Source organism: Candidatus Paracaedibacteraceae bacterium, from assembly GCA_019636055.1.
Lineage (GTDB): Bacteria > Pseudomonadota > Alphaproteobacteria > Paracaedibacterales > Paracaedibacteraceae > Paracaedibacter.
In genome coordinates this window covers 335,069-352,456 of the sequence record JAHBYH010000001.1, presented here as the reverse complement: position 1 = coordinate 352,456, position 17,388 = coordinate 335,069, and the positions used below count along the sequence as shown (strand labels likewise).

Here is a 17,388-nt window from a genome sequence, read left to right as displayed (position 1 = left end):
TTTAACGTTTGATCTGAGACCTGTATTGATCCGCTCCTCTTGAAAGCAGGGAATACTGGTAATCCAAGAATTATTAGTAAGTCATTATTGACTCTACTGGTATGATGCTGAAATAATGATCGCTGTTAAATGACGATCATTATTTCTCCGGATGCACTTCTGTATACACCACAGCACCAGGGGCTAGCACAGCCTTAATCGCGGCATTGATTTGTTCTACCGTGACAGCTTTGATTTTGTCAGGGTATGACTCAATCTCATCCACACTAAAACCAAAAGCCAGACGGCTAAAAGCTTTAATCGCGCCACCATTGCCATCACGAGCAAACGCAAGACCAGCCAGTAGATCACGTTGTGCAACTTTAACTTCGTCGTCTGTGACCCCTTTTTCCACTAGTGTTTTAAGTAAAGACTGAACGGCTTGTCTAAGATCTTCAGGCTTAAATTTTGGGTTCAGGGTTGCCGTGACTTCAAAATGCTTTGGATCAATGGATTCATCTTCATAGGCTGCGCTTGCTTCAAGAGCAATCCCTTGTTTGTCCACAAGTTCTTTATATAGACGACTATTTGCATTGCCACCTAAGATTTGACTGAGGACAATTAAGGGGTAATAATGCTCTTTTCCGGCTGAATTGTGATTCGGGGTCCGATAATACCAATCCAGATTCACAAAACTAATACGTGGGTTACGGATAATGATCTCTTGCAGGACGCCTTTATCATTTGGATCTTGTACCCGTTTTCGCTCTGGCACAGGGCGTGATTTTGTCTCGGCAAAATGCTTTTTGACTAGCGGTAATAGCTTATCCATGGTGATGTCACCTGAAATAATTAATGTTGCATTATTAGGCGTATACCATTTTTGATAGTGGGCTTTTGCTGCGTCATTTGTATAAGCTAATATATGTTGTGGATAGCCAATAGTTGGGATCCCGTAAGGATGATATTTAAAGAGAGCTCTTAGAATTGTTTCATAAGCAGCCCCCAAAGGATTGTTATCCAAACGCATCAGGCGTTCTTGCATAACCACTTTTTGTTCAGCCATGGTTTCTTTTTCATCAAAAACGATGTTTGACATACGGTCAGCTTCGATTTCCAGCAACATATCCAAATTTTCAACTGAAATGTCACAGGTATAAACCGTGACATCCGGGGTTGTATAGGCGTTTATTTGGCCGCCTTTGCTGATAATGAGTTCTTTAAATTTTCCGGCTGGAACTTTTTTTGTCCCCTTGAACATTAAATGTTCCAAAAAGTGAGATAATCCAATCATATCAATAGGATCATCCGCTGTTCCAATACGATAAGTCAGGGCAACAGAAACCACGGGAGCCAAATGATTTTCAATAAGGACAATTTCCAATCCATTGTCGAGTTTAGCTGTTTGGGGCTTGAAGATTTCAGCATTCGCTGGAAGAGATTGGGCGAGCATTATAAATAGTCCTGCTAGTGGAAGTTTCATTTTTTCTCTCCATCCTTGGTAAGGCCTTCCGGCTTTCCAACAATGATGAACGATAGTTTTTCAGGTTGAAGAAGAGATTTTGCCACGCGATTGACATCGTCCAGCGTAACAGCACGAATCATGTCATTGCGATTGTTAATAAAATCTGTTGGTAATCCATCCGTCATGTAATTTTTCATCAAGCCAACAATTTGAGGGGTTGAGGTGAACCCTAGTGGGTAGGATCCAACCATTCGTTCTCGGACAAAATCAAGTTCTTTTTGATTAGCCCCTTTGTCTTTCATTTTTTGCCATTCTTCACGGATGATTTTGACCACTTCGCCGGCATCCTTATTGGCGGTTGCTGTGGAACCAATGATATAGTTGCTGTGCTGTGTCCACTGTAACGAACTACTAATGCCGTAAGCAAGGCCACGATTCTCACGAATTTCATCCCAGAGGCGGGATTTAAACATACCATCGCCAAGGATGCTATTCATGATATAGGCTGCATAAAAATCTTTGTCCTTGCGATCTAGACCCGGTTGGTAAAATAGAATCACGCTTTGAGGAATGTCCATATCCACAACGGTAACGTTACCTGTTGTCTTCAGATCAGCAAACCCAACATGACTTGCCTTTCCGGAGGCAGGCAGATCTTTTAAGGCTGCATCAAATTTAGTCTGAATGTCCTGAGATGAAATATCACCGGCTGAGATAACTTGAATTTTATCAAAGGTCAGATAATCCTTCATAAATTGAATTAAATGTTCACGTTTGATTTTTTTTGTCCCATCAATAGCATTTTGAGTTGTGTGACTATAAGGATGTCCGACAAAGGCTTGTTTATTGAATGTATCGCCTGCAACAGCATTTTCAGAATGCATATTTTGACTAAGGCTTGTTAAGATTTGTTCTTTAACACGACTAAAAGCATCATCATCAAAACGGGGCTTAGTTAAGATGAGCGTCAAAATATCAAACATATCTTGAATATTGTCTTTAGTCCCTCGCATTGTGATGGTGAATGAATCTGAATTCTGGGACAGACCGAGTCGAATATTTTTTTCGAGGAGAAGCTCCTTAAATTTTACAGAATCATAATTACCGGCACCTTCGTCAAGCATGCCAGACAGGAACTCTGCCACACCATTGAGTCCCTTTGGATCATTTTTGTCGCCTGCCTCTTTGAATGTCACGGCTAGGGTTAAAACGGGGATGTCAGGTGTTTCTACGTGCCAGCCTTTGATGCCGAGTTTTGTTGTGTAGTCGAAAATTTTCACCGGAGATGGAGAGACTGTGACTTGAACATCGGCTTGGGCTGGTTGGGACATCGTTTGAATTCCTAGAATCATGGGAAAGGCACATCCGCAAAGGAGTTTAAAAAAAAACTTTGCGGGGCGTTGGGGAACAACATGAATTGACGAGGGCTGAGACATGGGTCTACCTTGTGCTGGCTGGATTTTTCCGTGAGGCCGGGTTTTCTGCAATATTCCCACCTCGACCTGATAAGTTATCGCTGACTTCTTTTCCGACATCGGACAAGCGTTCGGATGCTGTTTTGTCAGCGGATGCTTCACTGTCGATAGTTTTGCGGATATTAGCTTCAGCGGTTCCTTGTTTTTTTAATTTTTTGTCTAATTCAGATTCAGTTTCAGACGAACCTGATATACTTGGGACGCCCAGAGTTTGTTTTGCTTTGTCTTGTGTTGGGGTATATCCTTGAGGTTGCGCATTAATTTCAGGGGCGCGTAGGTTGTGATCTGGTGGCATCGAAAGCGGTGGTGTTGTTGGTATTGAATATTCATCGGCTTGGTAATGGTCTAAACCGAATGTGTGTTTTACAGAATCACATCCTGTTAAAAACAGGGACAAAGTTGATAAAGCAATAAGCTTTTTAGTCATTAGAGGTTTCCTCTTTTTTTGTTAAAAACACTAAATCTATAAGTAATAATACAGCACCGATTACAATTCCACAATCGGCTATGTTAAAGGTGTACCAATGATATCCTAAAGTATGGAAATCAAGGAAATCAATAACTGCTCCATAGCTTGCGCGGTCATAGAGATTGCCAAGGGCACCACCCAGAATCATCCCAAAACATAGACTTTGGAGACGGTTCTCGGCATGCCATAACCAATTGCCGACAAGGGCAGATAAGACGATCGCGACTGTCAGTAAGGCGTAAACGCCATAGGGACTGTCTGCATGAAACATGCCAAAACTAACGCCTCGGTTAAACGCTAAAATAATGTTAAAGAACGAGGTAACTTCAATCGCGTCCCCGCCTTTATAGAACCAAGAGATGACGCTGTGTTTACTCCATAAGTCTGAAACAAGAGTGATAATCGCAATCAGAAATCCTAAGGCTCGATTCTTGGTAAACATTAAATTGCCTCCTCACAGCGTTGACATAAGTCTTGCTCATTTTGGGTTACTTCTGGTAGGACACGCCAGCAACGAACGCATTTTTCACCGTCTGCAATGCTGACAACGACACCAATATCCTCTACATCATCCATCACAAAGGCTTGGGCAGGGGGTTGAGCGATGGTGACTTTCGCATGAGATGTGATCGTAATTTCTGCTAAATTAAAATCATTTAAAAAGTCAGCATTTACTGAAGTTGTGAATATTGTAACTTGTGCTTGAAGGCTGGACCCAATTGTTTTGACAGCCCGTTCAATTTCAATCGCCCCTGTAATAACGCGACGCATGTGGCGCATTTTATCCCATTTTTGGGCAAGTTCTGGGTTTTTCCATGCTGAATCAATTGTCGGGAACTGGGACAGATGAATGCTCTTTCCATCACTGCCGTAACGCGTTAAGTAGGCTTCTTCTGCGGTAAAGCTAAGGACAGGGGCTAACCAATGAACCAAATGATCAAAGATGTGGTGCATAGCTGTGCGGGTTGCTTTTCGACGAAGGCTATCAATGGGATCGCAGTACAGACAATCTTTGCGAATATCGAAATAAAAAGCCGACAGATCTGCTGTGCAGAATGTGTGGAGTGCTGCATAAAAAGCTGTGAAATCAAAGTTAGCTAAGCACGTATCATGCAGCTCTTGGAGTTCCGCTAATTTATGGAAGATCCATTGTTCCAGTTCAGGCATATCAGAGACAGGTACGGTTTCAGCATTACTATATCCATCCAAAGCCCCCAGTAGATAGCGCAATGTATTGCGAAGGCGGCGGTAAATGTCTTCTTGTTGGCGGATAATTTCTGGTCCAATGCGCATATCTTCGGAGTAATCTGCGGAAACAATCCACAGACGAAGAAGATCTGCCCCTTGTTTGTTAATGATTTCATTTGGTGCGACCACGTTGCCCATAGATTTAGACATTTTGTAACCTTTTTCGTCCAAAACAAAGCCATGAGTCAAAACTTTTTTATAAGGCGCAACGCCTTCGGTTCCACAAGATTCTAACAGAGATGACTGGAACCAGCCGCGATGTTGGTCTGAGCCTTCGAGATATAAGTCTGCAGGCCAGGCTTGATCTGGGCGATCTCTAAGGACAAATTCGTGGGTACACCCGCTATCGAACCAGACGTCTAAGACATCGAAAATTTGTTCATAGTCTTTAGGGTTGTATTTATCCCCTAAGAATCGTTCTGGCGGACTGGAATACCAAGCATCACCACCTTCTTTGTGGATTGCATCAACAATGCGAGCGTGAACATCTGCGTCACGCAGGACTTCACCTGATTGAATATGGACGAATAAGGTCATTGGGGTGCCCCATGCGCGTTGACGGGATAGGCACCAGTCCGGACGACCTGCTACCATGGCGTGTATGCGGTTGCGACCTTGAGCCGGGAACCACTCAACAGTATCAATTGCTTTTAAGGCTTTGTCCCTTAATCCTGTTTCATCCATGCTGACGAACCATTGTGATGTGGCGCGGAAGATAAGGGGCGCCTTTGATCTCCATGAGTGAGGATAGCTGTGAACAATTTTTGTTGTGTGTAACATATGTCCGGTTGCAGTAATAGCCTCAATAACGGCGGGGTTTACTTTGTAAACATGCTTGCCAGCGAATAGTGGGACGTGATCATAATAGATGCCATCTGGACCAACAGGTTGGGCGACTTCAATGCCATGGGCTTTGCCGAGCTCAAAGTCTTCAACACCATGGCCCGGCGCTGTGTGAACCAGGCCTGTACCGGCTTCTGTTGTAACATGGTCACCGGCTAAGAACGGAACCTCGAAATCATATCCTTGACCATGAAGTGGATGATGAGCGATAGATCCGGCAAGTTCTGATCCGTTGAGTTTATGGACAATCTTGTGGCCTTCCCAACCAATGGATGATGCAACTAAATCAAGCAAATCCGCTGCTAATAAATATTGAGTTCCATTAACATCAACAACCACGTAATCGAACTCTGCGCCGTAAGCGATCGCGCGGTTAGCAGGAAGGGTCCACGGTGTGGTTGTCCAAATAACGGCGCAGACACCATTTAGGGCAGGGGTGCTCGGTTTGATGATCGGGAAAGAGACGAAAATTGAATCTGATGTATGATCTTTGTACTCAACTTCTGCTTCAGCCAAAGCTGTTTTTTCAACAACAGACCACATGACAGGTTTAAGGCCGCGATATAAGCTTCCATTCAAAAGGAACTTGCCAAGTTGCTCAACGGTGCGCGCTTCAGCTGCAAAATCCATAGTGATATAGGGATTTTTCCAGTCGGCGACGATGCCCAGTCTTTGGAATTCAGATTTTTGTAAAGGAATCCATTTGTCGGCAAAGGTGCGACATTCTTGACGAAATTCTAAAGCAGGCACTTCATCTTTGTTTTTACCTTGGGCACGGTACGTTTCTTCAACTTTCCATTCAATTGGCAAGCCATGGCAATCCCAACCCGGCACCATGGGGGCATCGTACCCTTTCATCTGATAAGTTTTATTGATGACGTCTTTGAGTGTTTCTGATAACGCATGTCCAATATGGATGTTCCCATTGGCATAGGGGGGGCCAAAGTGAAGAATAAACTTAGGGCGACCTTTAGATTGATCTCGTAATTTTTGATACAGGTCAATTTCATTCCAATAGGCTAAGAATTCAGGTTCACGAGTTGCCAGTCCAGCCTTCATCGGGAAGTCTGTTTTTGGTAGAAATACGGTGTTTTTTAAATCCATTTTTTCATCCGTCAGAATAACATTATGTTTGGCTTTAAGTTTATCTGGATTGTCAGGAAAGGTCTAGGAACTTTTTAGTTAGGAGTCATTGTGGTACAGAGGTGGGAGATATAATTTATTGACGCAAAAGCTTTGTTGGACTCGTCGTCGAACCCAAACTTCTTGTTTTTATCGAGGGTAGAATCTTTGTTAGAATCTTTTTTTAGAGAACGCTCTGCCTGAGGATGATTTTAAGTAAATCTCAAATTTTTCAGCTTTTGATTTTTCCTTAAAGGCTGTGTAAGTCACAATTTCCCAAGGACGAAATTTGTTTGTATGGATTGATTTTCCTGAATTATGTTCTAGTAAGCGTTTCTCAAGATCAATCGTCATGCCTACATAATAATTGTCTGGTGAAAGAATGCTTCTTAGCGTATAAACATAAAACATAAGCCCGCCTACACTAAATCATTTGCGCAAGGCTTAATGATTTAGTTACGTCGCGGCATTCCGTTTCGCACGCCTCGACTCGATTAATCTCGTCGAAGCTAAATTTTGCTGTAAGCAAAATTAGCGAAGACGGATGGCGGAGAGCAGTTTTCTATAACCTAACCAACTCCAAACTGGGGTGGTATAGTCATGTTTTCTTCCCTAGCTACATTTGTTATTATATCACTATTTAGAAAATTTACACATTTATTTGGACGGTGACGATGTAAAGCACTTGATAATTCGACAGCGTGACATACCCTTAATATTTGATGGTATAAATTGTACAGACTGAGTTATTTATGCAAATAATTAATAAATTATTAATAATTAGCAGGCTAATATCTATATAAGGGTGTCTTGAATTAAATCTTGGATTTTGAGGATTGAATATGATGAATAAAAGGAGGGTATCCATTGCTATTATTGTAGCATTGGTACTAATAAGCTTTGCAGTAAGCGTATTCTTAAAAACCTCGATCCCTGACGTCAATGAAAATAGTGAAAATCATGCTCATGGTGATAGTCCTAAGAAAGAAGATAATCACGAAGAAAAAAAAGTGATTGTACTAAACAATGAACAAATTAAACGGTTTGATATTCAAACAATAACTCTCAGCAAAAGCCATTTTAAGTATCGTATTACCTTTCCTGGACAAATTGAATTGAATGAAAATAAGATCACTCACGTGGTTGCATCTGTACCTGGTATTGTGAAAGAAATATTTAAGGGGTTAGGAGAAGTAACAAAGCCTGGAGAGGCTCTAGCCACACTACAAAGTCGAGATATGGCTGAAGCCAAATCATCTTACATTTCAGCTTATAAAAACTTAGGGTTACAAAAAGATTTATTCGAAAGAGAGGAAAAACTGTGGAAACAAAAAATTAAAGCTGAAGTCCAGTTTATTCAAACACGAAACAATTACGAAAATGCTAAAATTAACCTTGAACAAGCCAAACAAAAGCTTTTAGCCCTGAGTATGACGGAGGAACAGATACAAAAACTTTCTACACAGGAATCTCCTCTCAATATATACACAATTGAGTCTCCAATTGATGGAAAAATTATTGAACGTCATATCACTCTTGGGGAGCTTATTTCTAGCGATAAACAAGTCTTTGTGATTGCAAACCTAGATACGGTTTGGATCAATCTCGCAATTCCTGCAGAAGAGCTACCAAAAATTAAAAAAGATCAAAAGGTAGATGTATTTGCTCACCAGGGGGAGCTCATATGTTCTGGTCTTATTATGTACGTTAGTCCCGTAATTAATGAAGAAACTCGAACGGGGCGCGCTGTTATTCAAATGGACAATCCTAAGCATGCCTTACATCCAGGAGATTTTATAAAAGCCCAAGTGGTTATAGATGAAAATTCAGCGCTCCTGAGTCTGCCCAGTCTAGCTATGCAGCGAATTGATGGAAAATTTGTAGTATTTGTAAAAACTGATGAACATTCCTTTGAAGCAAAATTAATTAACATAAAGGGATCTGAAAAAGGTGAATTTATAGAAATTATCGATGGATTAAACGAAGGAGATAAAGTAGTTATCAAAAATTCTTTTCTTCTTAAAGCTGAGCTTGCAAAAAGTGAAGCTGAACATTCCCATTGAGAGAGGTTAATGATGCTTGAAAAAATCGTTCAATGGGTGACAAAAAAACGTTATTTTGTTGTATTTTTGGTTTTTATTATCTCTATATTTGGCGCCGTTAGCCTTAAGTATCTTCCCATTGATGCTGTACCTGATATTACGAATAATCAAGTTCAGGTTAATACGAGCGTTTCTGGATTTTCTCCTTTTGAAATGGAAAAGCAAGTCACCTTTCCTATTGAAAACGCTCTTGCTGGAATACCAGGTCTTCAATCAACGCGATCATTATCTCGGAATGGTTTTTCTCAAGTCACGGCTATTTTTAATGATGATGTTAATATCTACTTTGCAAGACAGCAAGTCAGCGAAAAATTGACTGAAGCAAAAGAAAATCTGCCTGCAAATGTTGATCCTAAAATGGGGGCTATATCAACAGGCCTTGGCGAAATATACATGTGGACTTTACAATATGAAAATCCCAAAACAGCTAAAATCACAGATGGAAAGCCGGGATTCCAATCCGACGGTAGCTATTTAACACCTGAAGGCCACCTTCTGAAAAAAGATTATGAGAAAGCTGGATATTTAAGAACTATTCAGGATTGGATTATTAAACCTCAGCTCAAAACGATTCCTGGTGTTGCAGGCATAGATTCTATAGGTGGTTATGTAAAACAGTACCATGTGCAGCCTAATCCCTATAAATTAATCGCTTTAGGATTAAGTTTTACAGATATCCAAGAAATTGTTGAAAAGAATAACTTTAGCCTTGGAGCTGGTTATATTGAAAAGAATGGCGAATCTTTAACTGTTCGTGCAGATGGAAGAACGGAAACGATTGAACAAATTCAAAATATTGTTGTGTCATCAAAAAGCGGCATTCCTGTGTATCTAAAGGATGTATCATCTATAGAAATTGGTAAAGAGCTTCGCGCAGGAAGTGGTAGCGAAAATGGAACAGATGCTGTTGTAGGAACAGCACTTATGCTAATTGGTTCAAATAGCCGAATTGTGGCTGATGCTGTGGATCAAAAATTTAATGAAATTATTAAGACATTGCCCCCAGGGATTCATGCACAAACAGTACTTAATCGAACAAAACTCGTTGATGCAACTGTTAGAACTGTTGCCAAAAATTTAAGTGAAGGAGCTTTACTTGTTATCGTTATTTTATTTTTGATGCTCAAAAACTTCAGAGCAGCGCTTATCACTGCATCAGTCATACCTATTACTATGCTGATGACGTCCATGGGTATGCTGGGAACACGAACGAGCGCAAATTTAATGAGTTTGGGAGCTTTGGATTTTGGCCTTTTGGTAGATGGATCGGTCATTATCATTGAAAATTTTTTAAGGAGATTAAATGAGAAATCTCATGCATTAAAACGCCCTCTTAATTTGGCTGAAAGATTAAAAGAAGTGGTTGATGCGACAAAAGAGATGAGTCGTCCTACCCTATATGGACAAGCCATTTTAGTCTTAGTCTATATCCCGCTTTTAACGTTTACGGGTGTTGAGGGAAAAATGTTTCAACCCATGGCCATTACGGTCATCATCGCCCTTATTAGCGCTTTTATTCTATCCATCACTTTTATTCCTGCTATGGCTGCTCTTTTTGTAAAAGCGGGGCATGAGGAAACTCAAGGTTCGTTCATGATGCGAGTAACTCAATATTATGAAAAAAGCCTTAATTATGCGCTTGAAAAGCCAAAAAATGTCTTGCTATCCACAATTGCTGCATTTGTTTTTTCTATCATAATCTTTTCACAGTTGGGCCAAGAATTTGTACCAACGCTCGATGAGAAAGATTTAGCTATGCATGCTATGCGCATACCAAGCACTTCTCTAACCACTTCTCAAGCTATGCAGTTTGAAATAGAAAAGACAGTGGCATCCTTCCCAGAAGTTTCATTTGTTTTTTCAAAGACGGGTACAGCTGAAATGGCTGCGGATCCTATGCCCCCTAACGTCTCTGATACTTTTATTATTTTTAAATCGCGATCCGAATGGCCAAATTCAGCGCTTAAAAAGTCTGAATTAATTGAGAATATTCAGAAGGCAGTTGGCTCTATACCAGGAAATAATTATGAATTCACGCAACCCATTCAAATGCGATTCAACGAATTGATTGCAGGTGTTCGTAGTGATGTTGCCGTAAAAATTTATGGGGATGATTTTGATATTATGAATAAAACGGCCAACCAAATCTCTAGCGTTTTAAAAACAATTCCTGGAGCTGCTGATGTTAAGGTCGAGCAAACCACAGGGTTACCTGTTCTAGATTTTAAGCTTAATCGTGACCGTATGGCCCGTCTTGGACTTAATGTGAATGATGTTTTAAATGTTATTAGCATTGCTATTGGGGGTCGTGAAGCAGGTGTTGTTTTTGAAGGAGATAGAAAATATGATATTATCGTTAAGCTTTCAGGGGAACTAAGAGAAGATTTTTCCCTTCTTGAAAACCTTCCAATCTTTCTTAAAAAACCATTCTCAGAAACAGACACCATCTCTAGTAATTTAAAAGACAAAGTTGTTTCCATTCCACTAAAAGAAGTAGTGGAACTTATTATAACAGATGGTCCTAATCAAATCAGTAGAGAGAATGGAAAAAGGCGCGTTGTAGTTCAAGCAAATGTCCGTGGCACTGACATCGCAACTTTTGTAAAGAATGCTGAAGCATCTATTAAGCAGTCTGTCCAAATACCAGCTGGATATTGGTTGGAATGGGGTGGGCAGTTCAAGAATCTTATGGAAGCAAAAGAGAGACTCTATTGGGTGGTTCCAGGATGTTTCTTTATGATTTTTATGCTTTTATTTGCTGCTCTCAATTCCGTTCAAGGAGCGCTTTTTATTTTTACTGCTGTCCCACTTGCTTTAACAGGCGGCATTTTAAGCTTATGGCTACGCGGTATTCCGTTTTCAATTTCGGCTGCAGTAGGATTTATTGCTCTTTCTGGAATAGCAGTTTTAAATGGTTTAGTAATGGTTACAACTATTAATGAGAAACTGAAAAAAGAAAGCCTAGAGATTGCCATCAAAGATGGTGCTTTGACAAGGCTTAGACCTGTGCTTATGACCGCTCTTGTGGCCTCTCTCGGATTTGTACCCATGGCAATTGCAACCGGCACGGGAGCGGAAGTACAAAAGCCCTTGGCAACAGTTGTTATTGGAGGGCTTATTACATCAACTTTGTTGACTATGCTCATCATTCCAGTTCTTTATAAGCTATTTTCAAAGCATAAAACAACATAATGCTTGCTAAATATTGATCAAGAGTTACCCTTATAAGTAGGGGGCATTGAAACATGAAACATTCTCACAACAATAACATTAACAAAAAATTTATAATTGGAATATTTTTAAATTCGATTTTCATTATCAGTGAAATATTTTATGGATTACAATCTCAGTCATTAGCTCTTATCGCGGATGCGGCTCATAATGCTGGGGACGTCCTTGGTTTATTGATAGCTTGGTTCGGGTATTGGCTTGCCCATAAAAAAGCTCCTTCAAAATTTACTTATGGTTATAAAAATGCAACAATTATAGCAGCATTTATCAATGCTATCTTATTGTTCGTGGCAGTAGGCGGAATTATATGGGAAGCAATTCAACGTTTAGGAATTGATCAACCTGTAGCTTCAACTACCGTAATTGCTGTGGCATTTATAGGCGTGGTGATCAACGGAATAACAGCTTTCTTCTTTTTTCATGATCGTCACAAGGATATTAATATTCAGGGCGCCTTTCTGCATATGATTTTAGATGCATTGGTCTCTTTAGGTGTTGTTTTTGCTGGTTTATTTATTCTTTGGAAGTCTTGGTTTTGGATAGACCCAATAATAAGTTTGATCATTGCAGCAGTAATATTGGCTGGCTCATGGGCGTTGTTCAAAGAGTCTCTCAATCTCATTCTTCTTGCTGTTCCAACATCTATTGATATAGAAAAGTTAAGAACAATAATTTTCCAATTCCGGGGGCTAATTGATATGCATGATTTACATATCTGGCCAATAAGCACAACCGAAACAGCATTATCGGCTCATTTAGTAGTGAGTACAGAATCCTTTACTGACACTTTTACAAAAAATCTTGAACAACAAATTAAGCAAAAATTTCCTATTGCACACGTAACCTTGCAATTAGAATTACAAGGTCGCGAAGAAGCTTGCGAAACAAATTGCGCGTGAGGTATCAATTTTGTTTTGTTTAATCAAGACGATAATTACAGCGCTTCTTATTATTGCTATAACTGAGGTAAGTAAATTAAACGCACAGCTAGGTGGTTTGATCAAATCACTGCCATTAATATCGATCATCAGTTTTATATGGATTTATTACGACACTCAAGATACAAAAATTATCGCTGATTTATCGTTGAGTACGTTATGGTATGTGATACCGACTTTACCCCTATTTTATATTTTTTATGTTCTTTTAAATAAAGGTTTTGGATTTTATCCAGCACTATTTTTATCCATTTTAACAACTTTACCAGGGTACATAATTGTAACCAAAATTTTGAATGGTTAAAATTATTTACTTTATTAATGAGAGTGCCCGTTGACAGACTTTTCACTTTTTGGCATTTCGTGAGATTCAGGAGTGGATGTAGAATTCTGCATATTGCTGTCATGATCAGTTGGCATCGCGCCTCCCTCCTGGTGCTGATGAGAATCAGTATTTGGTAAAGACATCACCCCTAAGCCATATCGATAAACGGCTTCAGCACCTTTCCACCCCGTGATAGATAGCAATGAAGTTGCCAACACTAAGCAGAATACAAACAATCGATTTTGCTTTTTGTCAGCACGATATAATTTGATAGACCAAAAGGTTAAAATAAGGAAAATAGATGCTGTAACGAGTGCCCAATTTCTGTGATCAGTCATGGCTGCGTGCGAGGGCTCATCGTGAGCCACGGTGTTATAAGCATAAAATCCAGCGGCAACAGTTACAAATGTGAATAAGCACCCTAGCCATAAATTAATATAACCAGCTTCTAAGATTTTAGTTCGAAAATCATTTTTGATAAACAAACTGCCAAAGATTAGAAGTGTCGCTATTGAAAACAAAGCAATAGTAAAATGAACAAAAATTGGATGCCAATTTGGTATTATTTCTGGCAGCATAAATACTCTCCCTGTATTAAAATCTTATGTTCAATCCAAGACCAAAACGTTCTCTTGAATCATAATTACCTGAAATATAAACCTGCTTTGTTATTGCGTAACTCAGGCCAAGTGTATATTCTTTTTCTGTATTCCATCGCCAATCAAACGACATGCGATCTGTTAATTGATGTTCATTGCTTAACCCAAAACGTAACTTGCCTTTTGTGTTAATTCGCAAATCAGCTTTTATCAATAGGGGTAACGTGTATGTTGCTCCAAAAATACCTCGGTTGGAAATTTTACCCTCTTCACGTTCAAATTTACCCCCAGTATAAAAACCTAAGAATTGCGATACATATCTTTGATAAATTAACTCTCCTTCATAATCTTGTTTGTAGTTATGTCGAAAATCTGCAATAAAGTTATCATTATTTCTCATAAGTTTTGTTGTGGCGTTAGCAAAATTAGAATATCCCTCTAATCTGGTCGCACTAAACAATATATTGCCATGTTCTGATGAGTGATCTCCTGCGTGGTCCATAAGTGCTGGATCATGTTTTGTTCCTTCGTAATGAATCACTCCGCCCATTCCTAACTTCATATGGTAAAGATTATGACAGTGAAATATCCAATCTTTTTCTTCATTGGCATCAAATTCAATTTCTACAGTTTCAAATGGTGATACGTTCACAGTATGTTTGAGAGGGCTGTATTCTCCTTGACCGTTCAAAACTCTGAAAAAGTGACCATGTAAATGTATAGGGTGATTCATCATCGTTTCATTGACGAGAATGAACTTTACGTTCTCTCCCTTTTTAATGACAATTTCATCTGCTGCATACATAGGAGTGTCGTTTATCGTCCAAACATACCTTTCCATTGATCCAGTTAGTTTTAAGGTTACTATTCGGACTGGTTGATTTTTCGGTAAAGTGGTTTTATTTGGAGATTTCACAGGCTTGTAATTATTCAAATAATCAACGTGTGGTAATTGTTTATCATTTTTGGTTAAAGACTCACCTTTCATTTTCATGACATCATGACCTGAATCTTTCATGCTTTTCATGGAGGAATGATCCATGCCCCCCATATCATTCATTTCACGCTGAGGGCTCTTAGCCTTAACAGCTTTCGTATCTGTATTAGCTGTCGCGGAAGCCGACATATCCATGCCTTGGTGCATAGAATGATCTGGCATCTTGTCATTCATTTTGACTTCAGTCTTTGGTTGCAAAGTTTGTTTATTAGAAGTAGGTCTCTCTTGGTTCGGGACTTTATTGTGCGCAGAGTGATCCATCTTTGGCATACCTGGCATATCCACAGAACTATTATCCGTGTTATTTGCTGTCATAGGCATTTTCATATTACTCATGTCATGACCACCCATACTACCATGCCCCATCCCTCCCATCATATCCATGAGAACCAAATTTGGTTTTGGATATGTAGATGCAGGAAGTAAATCTCCATGACCAATATGAGTTACAGCATACCCAGTCCCATCTTCTGCTGATGCTCTAAATTCGTACGTTTTATTTTCTGGAACGGTCACAATCACATCATAGGTTTCAGCCATAGCTATTCGTATTTTCTGAGCAGTAAAAGGTTCAACTTTGACTCCATCAGATTCAATAACTTTCATTGGGCCGCCTGAATACTCAAAAATGAAGTATGATGAGGCTGCAGCATTAATGATTCTAAGCTTCACGCGCGTGCCTGGCTTAGCTTGACTGAGAATGGAGGATTTTTTGCCATTAATCAAAAATGCATCATATCCGATGTCTGACATATCCATAGGGCCCATGCGCGTCCATGCATTATTTATTCTAATTTTTATTGCTTCAGGGCCATTTTCGAGAACTTTGAGCCATGATTGAACGGAATCTTTTTTAAGGGCATAATAGTCCGAGTCTTTTTTTAGATTAGCCAAAACTTGGTCAGGATGCTCATCAGTCCAGTCTGATAAAACAATCACATGTTCTTCATCGTAATCTTTTACCTCATACTCAGGATAAAAAACTAGAGAGCCATAAACACCTTGCTGCTCTTGCAATGCAGAATGGGCATGATACCAATATGTTCCACTATGTTTAATAGGAAATTCATATGTAAAAGTTTTTCCTGCTTTAATAGGAGGGCCATTTACATAAGGAACGCCGTCCATGTTATTTGGAACAAGTACACCATGCCAATGTATTGAAGTGTCGATATCTAAATTGTTTGTCACTTCTACTCGTAATGTATCCCCCACTTTTGCCTTTAGTGTAGGTCCTGGGATTGAATTGTTTAACGATAAACCTACAACTTCTTTGCCAGAAATATTGACTTTTTTCTCGTTTACATTTAGCTTATACTCGATTACCTTTGCATAGCATGAGGCTGAGTAAGTTAAAATACTCAGAACTATGATCATATAACGCGCCCAGCTTTTTGCCATTTTTTGCTCCTTGTATATGAGGCTATCTGTCTAGCATTTAATTCAAGCTTATCTCAAATTATACATACCCCTCCTTAATATTGAAAAACATAAAGTTATACTTGTCAATCGCTCTTTGGCTTGGCTAAGATATTTCGATTCACAAAGGAATCAAATGTGTGTTATTTTAGTTGACATATACCCCTGCGGGGTATATTATTTAATATAACATATTATAAACTAAAAGTAAAATTATGGTTACTCAAGGCAACAGTAATTATAAAAAACCTTCCTATGAAAAGCTTCTGCAACGGCTCAATAGAATTGCAGGGCAAATAGAAGGTATTAAGAAAATGATACAAGAAGAGCGTTATTGTCCTGATATTCTCACACAGCTACACGCTACTCGTTCGGCACTTAGAAATTTAGAAATTCTAATATTCGATAATCATCTTTCTCACTGCGCTTTACATGCCTTTGAAACTCAAGACAAAAAACAGAAGAAGCAAACATTAGAAGAAATCAGGCTTATTATTAAAAGATTCAATTAACAAGGTAATTTATGGAACATTCACACGATCACCATAGTCATAAAAAAGAGTTATTTCGTGACAGCAAAAAAGCACAACAAAATGCTTCTATTCAGAAATTTTTAGATACTCTCAATACTTACAAGCCTTTAATTATCATAGTAATTTTTTGTTTTTTACTGCCACTTTTTCAATTACGTCCTTTTGATGCTCAAACATTTATGTATAATTTTATGGGATATTTCTTCATTTTTTTATCATTGTTTAAGTTTTTGGACTTGAAAGGATTTGTTGAAGGTTTTTCAACTTACGATCTCATTACTAAGCGTATTCGAGGATATGGTTACTTCTATCCATTTATTGAATTTTCACTCGGCGGCGCTTATCTAGCTCAATTTAATCTTTTTGTAGTTAACGTAATAACGTTAGTTATAATGCTGATTAGTGGCGTAGGTGTATTAAAAAGTATATTATCAGGACAAAAAATTAAATGTGCATGCCTCGGGACCATATTAAACGTTCCTTTAAGCACAGTCAGTGTCCTTGAAAATTTTGGTATGGGCATCATGGCCGCATATAAATTAATTTCCTTCCTATAGATTTGCACAAACTTTAAGTTTATCCAGCAAATCTATGTAGTCTTGCAGCGCTGGGATCAGCGGGCTTTGTTCTGGCAACTCAGTCA

General features: G+C 39.2%; 13 protein-coding genes. 5 read left to right on the top strand and 8 right to left on the bottom strand.

All coding sequences use genetic code 11. From position 1 onward, the window contains the following. Nucleotides 1-139: 139 nt before the first annotated feature. From KF820_01670 to KF820_01645, 6 genes are all read right to left on the bottom strand, one after another. Nucleotides 140-1,462 carry an insulinase family protein gene (locus KF820_01670; protein MBX3457056.1) on the bottom strand — a complete coding sequence of 441 codons (1,323 nt, stop codon included), beginning with the start codon at nt 1,460-1,462 and terminating at the stop codon, nt 140-142. After that, entirely contained in the window at nt 1,459-2,775 is a 1,317-nt protein-coding gene (locus KF820_01665; protein MBX3457055.1) for an insulinase family protein, read from the bottom strand. Before KF820_01665 ends, KF820_01670 begins: the two co-directional genes overlap by 4 nt. Nucleotides 2,776-2,884: 109 nt before the next feature. Beyond that, on the bottom strand, nt 2,885-3,346 hold the full coding sequence (locus tag KF820_01660) for a DUF3035 domain-containing protein (GenBank protein MBX3457054.1): 462 nt from the start codon (nt 3,344-3,346) through the stop codon (nt 2,885-2,887). Further along, complete coding sequence (gene lspA, locus KF820_01655) at nt 3,339-3,830, bottom strand: signal peptidase II (protein MBX3457053.1); 492 nt, start codon at nt 3,828-3,830, stop codon at nt 3,339-3,341. The genes KF820_01660 and lspA overlap by 8 nt, the downstream gene beginning before the upstream one ends. Then, nucleotides 3,830-6,583 carry an isoleucine--tRNA ligase gene (ileS, locus tag KF820_01650; GenBank protein ID MBX3457052.1) on the bottom strand — a complete coding sequence of 918 codons (2,754 nt, stop codon included), beginning with the start codon at nt 6,581-6,583 and terminating at the stop codon, nt 3,830-3,832. Before ileS ends, lspA begins: the two co-directional genes overlap by 1 nt. 189 nt (nt 6,584-6,772) lie before the next feature. Further along, a complete protein-coding gene (locus KF820_01645) occupies nt 6,773-7,012 on the bottom strand; it encodes a GIY-YIG nuclease family protein (protein ID MBX3457051.1) in 240 nt (79 codons plus the stop codon). 431 nt (nt 7,013-7,443) lie between these two features. Here KF820_01645 and KF820_01640 point away from each other — a divergent pair, with 431 nt between their 5' ends. From KF820_01640 to KF820_01630, 3 genes are read left to right on the top strand one after another with little or no spacing between them, the layout of a single operon-like run. Further along, nucleotides 7,444-8,664, top strand: a complete 1,221-nt coding sequence (locus KF820_01640) for an efflux RND transporter periplasmic adaptor subunit (protein ID MBX3457050.1) — start codon at nt 7,444-7,446, stop codon at nt 8,662-8,664. Nucleotides 8,665-8,676: 12 nt separating this feature from the next. After that, nucleotides 8,677-11,895, top strand: coding sequence for a CusA/CzcA family heavy metal efflux RND transporter (locus tag KF820_01635; protein ID MBX3457049.1), 3,219 nt, complete (start codon nt 8,677-8,679; stop codon nt 11,893-11,895). A 53-nt stretch (nt 11,896-11,948) separates the two neighbouring features. Continuing rightward, the gene (locus KF820_01630) at nt 11,949-12,833 is read left to right on the top strand and encodes a cation transporter (GenBank protein ID MBX3457048.1); all 885 of its coding nucleotides are present in this window, start codon (nt 11,949-11,951) and stop codon (nt 12,831-12,833) included. Between the two features lie 357 nt (nt 12,834-13,190). Here KF820_01630 and KF820_01625 read toward each other — a convergent pair whose 3' ends face one another. Further along, the gene (locus KF820_01625) at nt 13,191-13,775 is read right to left on the bottom strand and encodes a DUF2231 domain-containing protein (protein ID MBX3457047.1); all 585 of its coding nucleotides are present in this window, start codon (nt 13,773-13,775) and stop codon (nt 13,191-13,193) included. Between the two features lie 16 nt (nt 13,776-13,791). After that, entirely contained in the window at nt 13,792-16,194 is a 2,403-nt protein-coding gene (locus KF820_01620) for a multicopper oxidase domain-containing protein (protein ID MBX3457046.1), read from the bottom strand. Nucleotides 16,195-16,427: 233 nt separating this feature from the next. Here KF820_01620 and KF820_01615 point away from each other — a divergent pair, with 233 nt between their 5' ends. Both KF820_01615 and KF820_01610 read left to right on the top strand, forming a co-directional pair. Further along, on the top strand, nt 16,428-16,724 hold the full coding sequence (locus KF820_01615) for a metal-sensitive transcriptional regulator (GenBank protein ID MBX3457045.1): 297 nt from the start codon (nt 16,428-16,430) through the stop codon (nt 16,722-16,724). An 11-nt stretch (nt 16,725-16,735) separates the two neighbouring features. Further along, nucleotides 16,736-17,302 carry a hypothetical protein gene (locus KF820_01610; GenBank protein ID MBX3457044.1) on the top strand — a complete coding sequence of 189 codons (567 nt, stop codon included), beginning with the start codon at nt 16,736-16,738 and terminating at the stop codon, nt 17,300-17,302. The last annotated feature ends 86 nt before the right edge of the window (nt 17,303-17,388 follow it).

Bases quoted from the DNA above. Each gene is read 5' to 3' on its own strand.
- KF820_01660 (MBX3457054.1), bottom strand. From the start codon at position 3,346: ATGACTAAAAAGCTTATTGCTTTATCAACTTTGTCCCTGTTTTTAACA.
- ileS (MBX3457052.1), bottom strand. From the start codon at position 6,583: ATGGATTTAAAAAACACCGTATTTCTACCAAAAACAGACTTCCCGATG.
- KF820_01670 (MBX3457056.1), bottom strand. From the start codon at position 1,462: ATGAAACTTCCACTAGCAGGACTATTTATAATGCTCGCCCAATCTCTT.
- KF820_01615 (MBX3457045.1), top strand. From the start codon at position 16,428: ATGGTTACTCAAGGCAACAGTAATTATAAAAAACCTTCCTATGAAAAG.
- lspA (MBX3457053.1), bottom strand. From the start codon at position 3,830: ATGTTTACCAAGAATCGAGCCTTAGGATTTCTGATTGCGATTATCACT.
- KF820_01610 (MBX3457044.1), top strand. From the start codon at position 16,736: ATGGAACATTCACACGATCACCATAGTCATAAAAAAGAGTTATTTCGT.
- KF820_01665 (MBX3457055.1), bottom strand. From the start codon at position 2,775: ATGTCCCAACCAGCCCAAGCCGATGTTCAAGTCACAGTCTCTCCATCT.
- KF820_01645 (MBX3457051.1), bottom strand. From the start codon at position 7,012: ATGTTTTATGTTTATACGCTAAGAAGCATTCTTTCACCAGACAATTAT.
- KF820_01640 (MBX3457050.1), top strand. From the start codon at position 7,444: ATGATGAATAAAAGGAGGGTATCCATTGCTATTATTGTAGCATTGGTA.
- KF820_01625 (MBX3457047.1), bottom strand. From the start codon at position 13,775: ATGCTGCCAGAAATAATACCAAATTGGCATCCAATTTTTGTTCATTTT.
- KF820_01620 (MBX3457046.1), bottom strand. From the start codon at position 16,194: ATGGCAAAAAGCTGGGCGCGTTATATGATCATAGTTCTGAGTATTTTA.
- KF820_01630 (MBX3457048.1), top strand. From the start codon at position 11,949: ATGAAACATTCTCACAACAATAACATTAACAAAAAATTTATAATTGGA.
- KF820_01635 (MBX3457049.1), top strand. From the start codon at position 8,677: ATGCTTGAAAAAATCGTTCAATGGGTGACAAAAAAACGTTATTTTGTT.